Genomic DNA, 14,763 nt, shown 5'->3' on the forward strand with positions numbered 1-14,763 from the left:
GTTCGGCCGTGGTCGATCCCGCCGTGACGGGGCGAACGAAGGCTGAAGGGCTGCCCGTATCGGTGACAGCTCCTGCCGCGGGCGGCGCAGCGTCGGGGCCGCTGAAGGTGTCGGTGAAGGACCGCGGTGCCGCACAACGAGCGGGCGTGGAAGGCCTGTTGCTGTCCGTCGCTCCGGTCGACGAGAAGGCCAAACCGGGCTCCGCGCGGGTCGAGGTCAACTACTCCTCGTTCAAGGGGGCGTTCGGCGGTGACTGGGCGACCAGGCTGAGACTGGTCGAGCTCCCGGAGTGCGCGCTGACCACTCCGCAAGAAGCCAAGTGCCGTATCACCAGGCCAGTTGCGACCACGAACGACGTCAAGACGAACACGTTGAGCGCGACTGTCACGGTCTCCTCGGCGCCCGCGTCCGGCCACGGCAAGGCACTGACCGCGCAGAGCGCCAACTCGGCCGGGCCCATGGTCCTGGCCGCGACAGCCGAGACTGTCGGTCCGACCGGAAACTACAAGGCAACTCCCTTGCAGGCGTCCGGCTCGTGGACCGGTGGTGGCTCGTCGGGCGCGTTCAACTGGAACTACCCGATCAATGTGCCCTCTGTCCCGGGCGGCCTTCAGCCGACGGTGGCCCTGGGCTACAACTCGCAGTCCGTGGACGGACGTACGGCAGCCTCGAACAATCAGACCTCCTGGTTGGGTGACGGCTGGGACTGGGCGCCAGGATTCATCGAGCGGCGCTACAAGGCGTGTGACGACGACAAGACCGGCGGCACGAACACGACCAAGGTCGGCGACCAGTGCTGGTTCAACGACAACGCCACCATGTCGCTCGGCGGCAAGTCGACCGAGCTGGTCTACGACAAGGACAAGGGAGGCTGGCACGCCTCCGACGAGTCCGGGGCGAAGATCGAGAAGCTCACGGGCGCGAGCAACGGGGACAATGACGGGGAGCACTGGAAGGTCACCACGACCGACGGCACCCAGTACTTCTTCGGTCTGAACCACCTTCCCGGCTGGAAGGACTCATCGACGCCGACCACCAACTCGGCTTGGACGGTGCCGGTATTCGGCAACCAGGCGGGTGAGCCCTGCTACAACGCCTCGTTCGCTTCCGCCTGGTGTCAGCAGGCATGGCGCTGGCAGCTCGACTACGTAGTCGACCCGCATGGCGACGCCATGGCGTACTACTGGAACACCGAGACGAACAACTACGGCCGCAACGTGTCGGACACGACGGGCAAGTCGACGGTGACGTCGTATGTACGCGGAGGATGGCTGGACCACATCGACTACGGTCTGCGCGCGGACAGCGTGTACAGCGCAAAGGCCATGGGGCAGGTCAAGTTCGATGTCACCGAGCGTTGCTTGACAGCATGTGACAGCTTCGACGAGACGAACGCCAAGAACTGGCCCGACACACCGTTCGACCTGTACTGCAAGGACGGCGCGACGGAGTGCAAGTCCCAGTACGCGCCGAGCTTCTGGTCGCGCAAGCGGCTGGCCACGATCACGACCAAGGTACTGACCGGCGGCGCCTACAAGAACGTCGACTCCTGGGGGCTGAAGCAGGACTTCCCCACGGGCCAACCGGGTCAGGATCCGGCCGCCGGCGATGGCATCTCCACGCCGATGTGGCTGAAGTCGATCACCCGGACGGGGTTCGACGCCAGTGGGGCACAGGTCTCCCTTCCGCCAGTCACTTTCGCAGGCGTCCAGCGCCCCAACCGGGTCGACAAGCTGGGTGACGGCCTGGCGCCCATCGTCCGGCTGCGGCTCTACCAGATCACCACGGAGTCCGGCGGGACCATAGCGGTCACCTACTCCGACCCCGACTGCACGGCCTCCACTCTGCCGCCGGCGGACGCTACGAACACCACGCGCTGCTACCCGGTGAAGTGGGCGTTCGAGGGCGAGACGGCCAAGCAGGACTGGTTCAACTCCTATGTAGTGACGCAGGTGTTGGAGGGCGACAACCTGGCATCCACCCCCGACAAGGTCACCTCCTACTCCTACCTCGACGGTGCGGCCTGGGCCAAGGACACCGACGAGTTCACGAAGGCGGAGGACCGCGGCTATTCCGTCGCGCGGGGCTACGGCCGGGTGCAGGCCCGGACAGGTGCCGCCAACGACGCGAGGACGCTGTCCGAGGAGCGTTATTTCCGGGGCCTCGACGGCAGTGCGGTCAAGAACTCTGCCGGTGACCCGGTCACGGACCGACCGGAGTTCGCCGGAATGAAGCGTGAGGAGGCGACCTACAACGGCGACGACACCAACAAGCTCGTCTCCGCCACCTCATACACACCATGGCGCTCGGACGTGACCGCTTCCCGGTCCCGCACCGGTCTGCCCGACCTCACGGCGCGTTTCACCGGCACTTCGGAAGAGACCAAGCGCACCACGGTCACCGGCGGAGTGCGGAAGACGAAGACCACACGTGCTTTCGACGAGTACGGCATGATCACCAGTGAGTCGGACACCGGCGATGTCGACAAGCCCAGTGACGAGAAGTGCGTGACCACCGAGTACGCCCGCAACAAGGACAAGTGGATCCTTGACGCGATCTCCCGCACCCGGACGGTCGCCGTTCCGTGCGGCACGACCCCCGGCACCGGCGACGTCGTCGACGACGTGCGCAAGTACTACGACAACGGTGCTTTGGGAGCTGGTCCCACGAAGGGAGACATCACCAAGAGCGAGCGGATCAACGGCAGCGGTGACGGCTACGACACGGTCACTTCCGTGACGGGCTACGACACCTACGGTCGCGAACTGAGCTCCACCGACGCCTACGGCAAGCCCACGAGTACGGCATACACACCGGCCACGGGGGAGGTGCCCACGAAGAAGGCGGTCACCAACGCCCTCGGGCATACGGTGACGGCCTCCCTCGACCCGCTGCGCGGACAGACCACCCAGACCACGGACGCCAACGGGAAGGTCACGATCTCCGCTTACGACGCGCTCGGCCGACTGGCCAAGGTGTGGCTGCCGACCCGCTCGGCCGCCGTCTACCCGGACTCGCCCAACTACGCGTACGACTACCTGATCCGCAACGACGGTCCGACCGTCGTCACGACCAAGGCGCTGGACGAGAACGCGAAATACAAGACGAGCTACGCGTTCTACGACGGCATGCTGCGTCCGGTCCAGACCCAGCAGGCGTCCCGTGAGACGCTTGGAACCGCCGCGGCCAAGAGGCTGGTGACCGAGACTCTGTACGACACGCGTGGTCTGGCATGGCGCTCTTCGGGCACGTACGTGGCCGACGGCAGTGCCGAGCCCGTTCTGGTGACCGGCCAGGAGCTGAAGTACCCGGCTTCGACCGACACGGAGTACGACGGCGCCGGCCGTCCAACGGCCGTCATCTACAAGAAGTTCGGTGACGAGACCAAGCGGACCACCACCAGCTACACCGGCGACACCACCACCGTCGTTCCGCCCCAGGGCGGCGTGGCCAGCACCACGGTGACGGATGCGCTGGGTCGCAAGACCGAGCTCAAGGAGTACACGGACGCGGCACGGACTCACTCCCAGTCCACTACTTACAGCTACAACAAGCTCGGCCGCCTCTCGGAGGTCATCGATCCTTCGGGCGCGAAGTGGACGTATGCCTATGACGTCCGGGGCCGCCAGATCCAGACGGACGACCCCGACAAGGGCACGGTCAAGACGACCTTCGACCAGGGCGACCGGGCTACGGACGTCACCGACGCCCGCAGTATCACGCTGCACACCGACTACGACGCGCTCGGTCGCAAGACGGCGCTGAAGAACGGCACCACGGTGCTGTCGTCGTGGGCGTACGACACCGTGGCCAAGGGGCAGTTGTCCAAGGCCACCAGGTACGTGGACGGTCAGGCCTACGAGACCGCCATCACGAGCTACAACTCGCTCAACCAGCCGGTGAACACCCAGGTGACCATCCCGGCGGCCGAAGGCGCGCTGGCCGGCACCTACAAGTGGACGACCTCCTACGACCTCAACACCGGTAAGGAGCTGTGGACGAAGCAGCCGGCTCTGGGCGACCTGCCGGCCGAGACGGTCACCACCAAGTACGACGCGAATTCTGGCCAGCCGAAGATGGTGGGGGCCGGCAGTGACGCGTTGCTGGCCGACGTCACCTATGACTACTACGGGCGCGGCACCATCGAGAAGTACGGCTCGTTCGGGCAGCAGGTGACCCTCTCGAACGCCTACGACGACCACACGAGCGCACTGACGGACACGTACGTCGACAAGGACACCGCACCGCAGCGGGTGGAGGACAGCCACTACAAGTACGACCCCGCCGGCAACGTCACCTCCATTTCGACGTCGTACGGTCAGGACGCGACGCGCACCACGGACAACCAGTGCTTCGCCATGGACGGTCTGCTGCGGATCACCAACGCGTGGACAGCGAAGAGCGACTGTTCCGCGGCTCCGTCGGACACCACCGTCGGCGGCCCGGACGCGTACTGGACGTCGTACAGCTACGACGTGCTGGGCAACCGGCAGACGGAGACGCAGCACAAGACCGCATCCGGACCGGTCGCCGACACGGTCCGCACCTACGGTGCACCGGCCGCGGGCAAGCACGACCTGCCCAAGGTCACGCAGACCGGGACCGACCCGCACGAGGAGACCTACGCCTACGACAAGGCGGGCAACACCACGTCCCGCTCAACCGGTACCGCGGGTCCCCAGGTCCTGTCCTGGGACGCCGAAGGCCGCCTTGCCACCGTCACACAGAACGGAACTGCCAGCTCCTATCTGTACGACACCGAGGGCCAGCGCCTGGAGCGGAAGGACTCCACCGGGGCCACGCTGTACCTGCCGGACGGCAACGAACTGCTCCTCACCAAGACGGGTTCCGTCACCGGTACGCGCTACTACAGCGCCGGCGGCAAGACGATGGCGGCCCGCTCCGGAGGAAAGCTGTCCTTCCTGGTCTCCGGCCCGCACGGCACCAACACCACCCAGATCACGGCGGACAGTGCCCAGACCGTCTCGCGGCGCAAGTCCACCATCTTCGGCGGCGCGCGCGGTGACCAGGCCGCGCTGTGGGCCGGCGACAAGGGTTTCGTAGGCGGCACCAAGGACGCCGACGCGGGCCTCGTCCACCTCGGGGCCCGGGACTACGACCCGCTGCTCGGCCGCTTCATCTCGGTCGACCCGCTGTTCGTGAGTGACGATCCGCGCCAGTTCAACCCGTACGCGTACAGCAACAACAACCCGGTCAGCTTCTCGGACCCTACGGGTACGCAGATGGAAGAGTGCCGGAGCGGGATGTACACCTGCGAGACGAGCAGCCACGGGACCACGGTCACGGGATTCGGATCGAATTACGAATACCAGGTTGAGGTGGCGGGTGGAACCTTGGCTCCGGCATACGTGCAGAAAAAGCGCAAAAATCAATATATCTGCTCGAAGGATCCGGATTGCAGAAACACCTCCGGTGCCTCTATCGGTGGGAGCGGCGGGAAAGCAGCCGGCGCTGGGGACCAAGCCGACAAGGAGCAGGAACAAAAGAAGAAGAGTGTTTTGAGCAGCATCTGGGATGGCATCAAGGCCCCCGTGCAGTGGGTCGGTGATCATTGGGACGGAACGAAGGAATTTCTGGGCGTTGTGGGCTTTGGCGCCTGTATCGTGGCCTCGGTCGGCGTCTGCCTGGCAGCTGGCCTTACTGTTGCTAGTGCCAAGTTCTTCGGCGATGGCTTGATCGACGACAACTGGGACCTCAGTGCGTACTCCAAGGATCTGGCTTGGTCGACTGTCGGCGCTGGAAGCGCCGGAGCCTTCGGTCGAGCCCTCGGCGGCGCCAAGACCTGGCGAGAGGCGTATACCGCGTCACCGTTCGTCTCTGAGCCCACGTTGCTGGTGCTGCGTAAGGCCAGCGCTCTCAAGCATGCGATAATCCGCGATGGCGGCAATCGGATCAACTGGGGTGTCACATACGGGAATCTTTCCATAAATGCCGCTTTCAACACGGTGTTCTGCTCGTCGGGGAGTGCCAGCCTCGGCTCGTATCTCCCGCACGGCGGGATCTGCTAGAGGGCGGATGGGCTGCGGGGAGGGGGCTCAAGCACTCCCCGCAGCGCTCCCGCGGTTAGGCCGGCTGTAAACGGAAATTTTCAAGGCAAGGACTGGCGGATGGTAGGCGACGCGCGGCGTAAAACACTGCGGAGAAGGTCCGTGATCGTGCTTTCTTGGATCCATACGCTGAGCTTCGGATTTTTCGGCTTTTTGATGACGCAGATTGATCATGGTAGTCGTGGCGGTCTCATGAGTGGTGCTGCCTCCTGCTTCGGTACTATTGCCATCGTTCGACGAATCTTCGGAGCAAGGGTCATCCTTGATCGGCAGGTTACCGTCATTAACCCGGTGTTTACGTACCGAATTCCGTACAGTTCCATCAAGGAGGTCGTGGTCAATGGCGGAGGTTCGCTTGTCATATGCGGCATCGACGGCGGCCTCACCTACGTTTCAGCCTTCAATGGTTCGCTGATAGACAAGTTCGTCGGAAGTTCTCTCAAGGCTGCCGGTAGTATTGATGAGCGCCGACATGAAGAGCGTCGGCGCGCGGGTAAAAGCGAATCTTCGAGTCGTCCGTCGCGGTCGGTGTCGCGCGCCTGGGTCGCGGACGCTTTCCTTGCGGCCGCTATTTTCTGCGCTGTTTGTGCTGGAATTATCGGCATCTAGAGGTGATTGGAGGGGGCTGTTTCACCCGGAGTCCTGAGCAACCTCGTTCCCGTGGCATGCGCAGTCCCGGTGGCCGCGTTTGGCTACCGGGACTGGCGTCACCGCCCTGACGCGTCCGTCCTCACACCCCCCGGAACCACACCGTCGCCAGCGGCGGCAGGGTCAGGGAGAGGGACAGCGGGCGGCCGTGGGACGGAGTGGGCTCCGGTTTGAGGGGGTCGGGGTTCAGGACGCCGCCTCCGCCGTAGCGCGACTCGTCCGTGTTCAGGACTTCCTGCCAGGCGGCGGGGCCGTCCGGGACGCCCAGGCGGTATTCCGCGCGGACCACGGGGGAGAAGTTGGAGACCGACAGCAGCGGCGTGCCCTGCGCGTCGTGGCGGAGGAAGGCGAAGACGTTGTCCTCGGCCGCGTCACCGGCCACCCACGAGAAGCCCGACGGGTCGGTGTCGCGCTCCCACAGGGCGGGCTCGGCCGCGTACACCGCGTTCAGGTCGCGGACCAGGTCGCGTACGCCCCGGTGGTCCGACTCGGCGCTGTAGGAGGGGTCGAGCAGCCACCAGTCCGGGCCGTGGCCCTCCGACCACTCCGCGCCCTGCGCGAACTCCTGGCCCATGAACAGGAGTTGCTTGCCGGGGTGGGCCCACATGAAGCCCAGATAGGCGCGGTGGGTGGCGCGCTGCTGCCACCAGTCGCCGGGCATCTTGGAGACGAGGGACCGCTTGCCGTGGACCACCTCGTCGTGCGAGATGGGCAGCACGTAGTTCTCGCTGTACGCGTACACCATCGAGAACGTCATCTCGCTGTGGTGGTACTTGCGGTGCACCGGCTCGTGCTGGACGTAGCCCAGTGAGTCGTGCATCCAGCCCATGTTCCACTTCAGGCCGAAGCCGAGGCCGCCGTGGTCGGTGGGCCGGGTGACGCCGTCCCAGGCCGTGGACTCCTCGGCGACGGTCACGACGCCGGGGCAGCGCCGGTAGACCGTGGCGTTCATCTCCTGGAGGAAGGCCACCGCGTCCAGGTTCTCCCGCCCGCCGTGCTCGTTGGGCGTCCACTCGCCGTCCTCGCGCGAGTAGTCCAGGTACAGCATCGAGGCCACCGCGTCCACGCGCAGGCCGTCGACGTGGAACTCCTCGCACCAGTACGTCGCGTTCGCCACGAGGAAGTTGCGGACCTCCTTGCGGCCGTAGTCGAATTCGAGGGTGCCCCAGTCCGGGTGCTCGGCGCGCAGCGGATCCTCGTGCTCGTACAGGGTGCGCCCGTCGAAGCGCGCCAGCGCCCAGTCGTCCTTGGGGAAGTGCGCGGGCACCCAGTCCACGAGCACCCCGATGCCCGCCTCGTGCAGCGCGTCCACCAGGAAGCGGAAGTCGTCGGGCGTGCCCATGCGTGAGGTCGGGGCGTAGAAGCCCGTCACCTGGTAGCCCCACGAGCCGCCGTAGGGGTGCTCCGCCACGGGGAGGAACTCCACATGGGTGAAGCCCAGGTCCTTGACGTAGGCGGGGAGCTGATCGGCGAGCTGACGATACGTCAGGCGCGGGCGCCAGGACGCCAGATGGACCTCGTAGACGGAGAAGGGCGACTCGTGGACCGGGCGGGCCGCCCGCCGCGCCATCCACGCCTCGTCCCGCCACACATGGTGCGACTCGGTGACGATCGAGGCGTTCGCGGGCGGCACCTCCGTGCGCTGCGCCATCGGGTCGGCCCGCAGGGTGTGGGTGCCGTCGGGGCGCATGATGTCGAACTTGTACAGGGCGCCGTCCCCGACGCCAGGCAGGAACAGCTCCCACACCCCGGACGAGCCGAGCGAGCGCATGGGGTGGGCGGTGCCGTCCCAGTAGCTGAAGTCGCCGGTGACCCTGACCCCCTGGGCGTTGGGCGCCCACACCGTGAACCGGGTGCCGGTGACGCCCTGGTGGGCCATCGGGCGGGCGCCCAGCGCCGTCCACAGCTCCTCGTGCCGGCCCTCGCCGATCAGATACAGATCGAGATCACCGAGCGCGGGCAGGAAGCGGTACGGGTCCTGGATCTCGATCTCGGCGTCGTCATAGGTCACGAGCAGCGTGTACTCGGGAATCGCGCGCAGCGGCAGCACCCCGGAGAACAGGCCGTCGCCGTCGTCGTGCAGCTCGGCCCGCAGCCCCTTGCCGAGCACGGTCACCGCCTGGGCGTACGGGCGCAGCGCCCGGAAGGCGATCCCGCCGCGCACCGGATGCGCGCCGAGCAGGGAGTGCGGATCGTGATGCCCGCCCGCGAGCAGGCGCGCCCGGTCCGTGTCGGGCAGGGGCGCCCCGGGCCGTACGCCACGACTCGCGGTCCGGCGCGGGGCCGCCGCCTGGCGCGGCGCGGGCGGTGCCTTCGCGGGCTTCGCCGCCGGTTTCGCGGCGGACTTCGCGGCGGACTTCGTCGCGGTCACCGGCTCGGCGGTGCCGGGGGCGGGTTCGGAGGAGTTGCGGGCGGGGCGGGGGGTCACGGGGTCTGCCTCCTCAAGTGGCTTGTTTCACAGGTGAGTTCACGCCCCGGCCAGCCGGCGGATCGCCGCCATCGGCACGGGCAGCCAGTCGGGGCGGTGCCGGGCCTCGTAGAGCACCTCGTACACCGCCTTGTCGGTCTCGTACGCGCGCAGCAGCTCGGGGCTCTCGCGCGGGTCGGAGCCCGACCGTGCCGCGTATCCCGCGCAGTACGCGGCCCGGCACTCCTCGGCCCAGCCCGGGTTCGCGGGCCGTGCGGTGCGGGCGGCGTAGTCGAAGGAGCGCAGCATGCCCGCGACATCGCGGACGGGGGGCTGGGGGCGGCGGCGCTCGGCGAGCGGACGGGCCGGCTCGCCCTCGAAGTCGATCACCGACCAGCTCCCGTCGGCCGGGCGCAGAGCCTGGCCCAGGTGCAGATCGCCGTGGACGCGCTGGGCGGTGCCCGCCGACGTGAGCGCCGCGACCGCCTCGAAGGCGGCCCGCAGCCGCGGGACGTACGGGCCGAGCGAGGGCACCGCCTGCGCGGTGGCGTCCAGGCGCTCGGTCATCGCGGCGGCGATCAGCTCGGTCTGCGCCGGGCCGAGGGTGAGGGGCGGGAAGGCGTCCGCGAGGGCGAGGTGCACCTCGGCGGTGGCCCGCCCCAGCTCGTACGACTCGTCGGTGAAGGGACGGCCCTGGGCGAGCGAGGCGAGCGCCAGGGTCCAGCCGTCGTCGGCGCCGCGCAGGAACGGCTGGAGCACCCCGAGGGTGGCCGCCTCCGGCTCGGATGTGTGGAACCAGGCGGCCGGCGCGGGCACCCGGTCGCAGCCCTGGCGGGTCAGCGCCCAGGGCAGTTCGAGATCGGGATTGACGCCCGGCTGGACCCGCCGGAACACCTTCAGGATGAACGTATCTCCGTACACCAGTGAGGTGTTGGACTGCTCGACGCCGAGCAGCCGCGGCGCGAGGCCCGGCGGGATCGTCACCTTTGGATCGTGCTCGAAGCTCAGCGGACCCACCGTGCCCGGGTTGCGCAGCCGCTCCAGGAGCAGGGCCGCGGACTGCGGGTCGTGGAGGGCGTCGTACACCGCGCGGCCGGCCAGCGGGCCCTGGCTCGCGTGCCCGATGAGGGCGGGGGCGAGCCGTGGCGGGAGCTGGTCGCGCACCCCGATCAGGAGTTGGTAGCAGTCGGCCGGCGCCGCCGTCGCCTGGGCCGGGGCCGGGGAGTGTTCGGTGCGGACGAGCAGATGCAGGAGGCCCGGCAGCAGCTCGGTCGCGGTGAGCAGGACGAAGTCGGTGACGGGACGCCCCTTGCCCGCGAACCAGCGCTGCCGTGGCAGCCATTCGTGCAGGAGCGGGGCGAGTGAGGTCAGCAGCCGGGTGGGTGGGAGGCCGGTGGTACGGGGCGGTGCGGCCTTCGGCATGGCAGCGCATCCTTTCCCCGGGCACACAATCGATTTGCGCAGAGTGTCCCGGATTGCAACAGAAGCTGTCCGGCGGCGCGCGGGGTTCGGGGTTCAGAGTGCCCCGGGTGGAGCGGCGGAAACCGCTCCGCCCGGGGCGGCGGGTCAGATGGCCGCGGGGTCCTTCCGCAGCCGGAACCAGTAGAAGCCGTGTCCCGCGAGGGTGAGCAGATAGGGCCACTCGCCGATCGCCGGGAAGCGCACCCCGCCGATCAGCTCCACCGGGTGCATCCCGTTGAACGCCCGCAGATCCAGCTCGGTGGGCTGGGGGAAGCGCGAGAAGTTGTGCACGCACAGGACCAGGTCGTCGCCCCGCTCGCGCAGGAACGCGAGGACGGCAGGGTTCGACGACATCAGCTCGGTGTACGAGCCGAGCCCGAAGGCCGGGTTCTGCTTGCGGATCTCGATCATGCGCCGGGTCCAGTGCAGCAGCGAGGACGGCGAGGCCATGGCGGCCTCGACGTTGGTCACCTGGTAGCCGTAGACCGGGTCCATGATCGTGGGCAGATAGAGCCGGCCGGGGTCGCACGAGGAGAAGCCCGCGTTGCGGTCCGGGGTCCACTGCATCGGGGTGCGCACCGCGTCGCGGTCACCGAGCCAGATGTTGTCGCCCATGCCGATCTCGTCGCCGTAGTACAGGATCGGCGAGCCGGGCAGTGAGAGCAGCAGCGCGGTGAACAGCTCGATCTGGTTGCGGTCGTTGTCGAGCAGCGGGGCGAGCCGGCGCCGGATGCCGATGTTGGCCCGCATCCGGGGATCCTTGGCGTACTCCGCGTACATGTAGTCGCGCTCTTCGTCCGTGACCATTTCGAGGGTGAGCTCGTCGTGGTTGCGCAGGAAGATGCCCCACTGGGCGTTCTTGGGGATCGCCGGGGTCTTGGCGAGGATTTCCGAGACCGGGTAGCGGGACTCGCGGCGCACCGCCATGAAGATGCGCGGCATCACCGGGAAGTGGAACGCCATGTGGCATTCGTCGCCGCCCTTGGTGTAGTCGCCGAAGTAGTCGACGACGTCCTCGGGCCACTGGTTGGCCTCGGCGAGCAGCACCGTGTCCGGGTAGCTCGCGTCGATCTCGGCCCGCAGCCGCTTGAGGAACTCATGCGTTGCCGGAAGGTTTTCGCAGTTGGTTCCCTCCTTCTGGTACAGGTAGGGCACCGCGTCCAGGCGGAAGCCGTCGATGCCGAGGTCCAGCCAGAACCGCAGGGCGGAGACGATCTCCTCCTGCACCGCCGGGTTCTCGTAGTTGAGGTCGGGCTGGTGGGAGAAGAAGCGGTGCCAGAAGTACTGCTTGCGCACCGGGTCGAAGGTCCAGTTCGACGTCTCGGTGTCGACGAAGATGATCCGGGCCTCGGGGAACTGTTTGTCGTCGTCGGCCCAGACGTAGTAGTCGCCGTAGGGACCCTCCGGGTCCTGGCGCGACTCCTGGAACCACTGGTGCTGGTCGCTGGTGTGGTTCATCACGAAGTCGATGATCACGCGCATGCCGCGCTGGTGGGCGGCATCCACGAACTCCACGAAGTCGGCGAGGTCGCCGAACTCGGGCAGTACGGCCGTGTAGTCCGAGACGTCGTATCCGCCGTCCCGGAGCGGGGATTTGAAGAACGGCGGCAGCCAGAGGCAGTCGACGCCCAGCCATTGCAGATAGTCCAGCTTGGCGGTGATGCCCTTGAGATCCCCGACGCCGTCGCCGTTGCTGTCCTGGAAGGACCGCACGAGCACCTCGTAGAACACCGCACGCTTGAACCACTCGGGGTCGCGGTCCTTGGCGGGGGTGTCCTCGAAGGTGTCGTGGACGGGCTCGTTGACGATCATGGTGTGGGTGACCCTCCGATCGGCGGGGACGGTCGCAGGACCAGGATGTGCGCGGGCGCTCGGCCCGGATCCAGGCGCACGTAGTTGGTCCTGCCCCAGTGGTAGGTCTCTCCGGTGAGCTCGTCGCGCACCGGGACGGACTCGTCCCAAGCGAGGCCGAGCGCCGGCATGTCCAACGAGACCGTCGCCTCCTGGGTGTGGTGGGGGTCGAGGTTGGCGACCACCACGACGGTGTTCGACCCGGCGCGCTTGCTGTAGGCGATCAGCGCGTCATTTCCGGTGTCGTGGAAGTGGACCGAGCGCAACTGTCGCAGCGCCGGATGGCGGCGCCTGATGCGGTTGAGGGAGGTGATCAGCGGTGCGATGGAGCGGCCTTCCCGCTCGGCCGACTCCCAGTCGCGGGGCTTGAGTTGATACTTCTCGGAGTCCAGATACTCCTCGCTTCCGGCCTTGGCGGGGGCGTTCTCGCACAGCTCGTATCCGGCGTAGACGCCCCAGCTCGGCGAGAGGGTCGCGGCCAGCACGGCCCGCACCTCGAAGGCCGGGCGGCCGCCGTCCTGGAGGTAGCCGTGCAGGATGTCCGGGGTGTTCACGAAGAAATTGGGCCGCATATAAGCCGCGGTCTCGTTCGCCAGTTCGGTGACGTAATCGGTGAGTTCGTGCCGGGTGGTACGCCAGGTGAAGTAGGTGTACGACTGCTGGAAGCCGATCTTGGCGAGGGTGCGCATCATCGCGGGCCGGGTGAACGCCTCGGCCAGGAAGATCACGTCCGGGTCGGAGCCGTTGATCTCGGCGATGACCTTCTCCCAGAAGACCACCGGCTTGGTGTGCGGATTGTCGACCCGGAAGATCCGTACGCCGTGCTCCATCCAGAACCGCAGCAGCCGGACGGTCTCCTTGATCAGGCCGGGCATGTCCTGGTCGAAGGCGATCGGGTAGATGTCCTGGTACTTCTTGGGCGGGTTCTCGGCGTACGCGATCGAGCCGTCGGCCCGGTGGTGGAACCACTCGGGGTGCTTGTCGACCCAGGGGTGGTCGGGGGAGCACTGGAGGGCGAAGTCGAGCGCCACCTCCAGGCGCAGATCGCGGGCGGTGGACACGAAGGCGTCGAAGTCGTCCAGGGTGCCCAGGTCGGGGTGGATCGCGTCGTGGCCGCCGTCCGGAGAGCCGATCGCCCAGGGTACGCCGACGTCCCAACGCCCGGCTTTGAGGCTGTTGTTGGGGCCCTTGCGGTGGGTGGTGCCGATGGGGTGGATCGGTGGCAGATAGACCACGTCGAAGCCCATCGCGGCGACCGCCGGCAGCCGCTCGGCCGCGGTACGGAACGTGCCGGAGACCGGCCGGCCCCGGCTCTTGACGACGGCTCCCTCCGAACGCGGGAACAGCTCGTACCAGGACCCGTACAGGGCGCGCTCGCGCTCGACGAGCAACGGCATCCGGGCCGATGAGGTCACCAGCTCGCGCAAGGGGTAGGCCGCCAGCGCGGCGTCCGTCTGGGGAGCGAGGGCCGCGGCGAGCCGGGCCTCGGGGGAGCGGGCCGTGTCGCGCAGGGCGTCCACGGCGGCGAGCACCGCCTCGCGCCCCTTGGCCTTGGGCACCCCGGCGGCGGCCCGCTCGTACAGCGCGGCGCCCTCGGCCAGGACGAGCTCGATGTCCTGGCCCGCCGGGATCTTGATGCCCGCGTGATGGCGCCAGGTCGCCAGCGGGTCGCCCCAGGCCTCGACGGCGTACGTCCACACGCCCTCGGTGTCGGCGGTGATCTCGGCGCCCCAGCGGTCGGTGCCGGGGGCGAGCTCCCGCATGGGTGTGAAGGGCCTCGCCCGCCCTCTGGGGTCTCTCAGCACGACATTGGCGGCTACGGCGTCATGGCCCTCGCGAAAGACGGTGGCGGTGACCTGGAAGCTCTCCCCGGTCACCGCCTTGGCGGGCCTTTTGCCGCACTCGACGGCGGGGCGTACGTCGAGCACGGGGATGCGGCCGATTGACGGGTTCGGGTTCACGGGCTCACCTGCGGGTGATTGGTAGGGTTTGCCGCGTTTGCGGGAATCTGTCCTTTTTAACTGCTCCGTTGACGGCTGACCGGCTGCGGGCATGGCCGCTCCTGTCCGCGTTCACTCGAATGGCGTGCGGGAGAGAGTGCGGGAATGCGTTACCGGATGAGCCTTCCACGGTGTGCGGGTGGGCATTCCGGCGGTTTGTTAACTACCTGCGCGTAACGGTTCGGGCAAGGAGGACGTCCGGGCTCCCTTCGGGCGACGGCGCGAACCGTGCGCACCGGTCACGGGGGTGACGCCGTGTCAGCGCGGCGCCCTCCCGGAAGCGGAATCCGGCGGCGCCCGGCCGCGAGGCGCCGTGGCCGACGGGGCG

The 14,763-nt window shown here is 67.9% G+C and carries 6 protein-coding genes; 2 read left to right on the forward strand and 4 right to left on the reverse strand.

Going from position 1 to position 14,763, the window contains the following annotated elements; translation table 11 throughout:
- The first annotated feature begins 146 nt into the window (after window positions 1-146).
- Window positions 147-6,029 (forward strand): RHS repeat domain-containing protein, encoded by a 5,883-nt coding sequence (locus N4G70_RS21800; protein WP_261714359.1) that lies wholly within the window; start codon window positions 147-149, stop codon window positions 6,027-6,029.
- 141 nt (window positions 6,030-6,170) lie between these two features.
- Window positions 6,171-6,677 (forward strand): hypothetical protein, encoded by a 507-nt coding sequence (locus tag N4G70_RS21805; RefSeq protein ID WP_261714360.1) that lies wholly within the window; start codon window positions 6,171-6,173, stop codon window positions 6,675-6,677.
- A gap of 121 nt (window positions 6,678-6,798) precedes the next feature.
- On the opposite strand, the gene glgB is transcribed toward N4G70_RS21805, so the two are convergent.
- From glgB to N4G70_RS21825, 4 genes are all read right to left on the reverse strand, one after another.
- Window positions 6,799-9,144: a 1,4-alpha-glucan branching enzyme gene (gene glgB / locus N4G70_RS21810; protein WP_261714361.1), complete on the reverse strand. Its 2,346-nt coding sequence runs from the start codon at window positions 9,142-9,144 to the stop codon at window positions 6,799-6,801.
- 39 nt (window positions 9,145-9,183) lie between these two features.
- Window positions 9,184-10,545 carry a maltokinase N-terminal cap-like domain-containing protein gene (locus tag N4G70_RS21815; RefSeq protein WP_261714362.1) on the reverse strand — a complete coding sequence of 454 codons (1,362 nt, stop codon included), beginning with the start codon at window positions 10,543-10,545 and terminating at the stop codon, window positions 9,184-9,186.
- A 144-nt stretch (window positions 10,546-10,689) separates the two neighbouring features.
- On the reverse strand, window positions 10,690-12,396 hold the full coding sequence (gene treS, locus N4G70_RS21820) for a maltose alpha-D-glucosyltransferase (protein WP_261714363.1): 1,707 nt from the start codon (window positions 12,394-12,396) through the stop codon (window positions 10,690-10,692).
- On the reverse strand, window positions 12,393-14,489 hold the full coding sequence (locus tag N4G70_RS21825) for an alpha-1,4-glucan--maltose-1-phosphate maltosyltransferase (protein ID WP_261714364.1): 2,097 nt from the start codon (window positions 14,487-14,489) through the stop codon (window positions 12,393-12,395). The genes treS and N4G70_RS21825 overlap by 4 nt, the downstream gene beginning before the upstream one ends.
- Between the last annotated feature and the right edge of the window lie 274 nt (window positions 14,490-14,763).

Source organism: Streptomyces sp. ASQP_92 (genome assembly GCF_025399895.1).
In the GTDB taxonomy this organism is placed as follows: domain Bacteria; phylum Actinomycetota; class Actinomycetes; order Streptomycetales; family Streptomycetaceae; genus Streptomyces.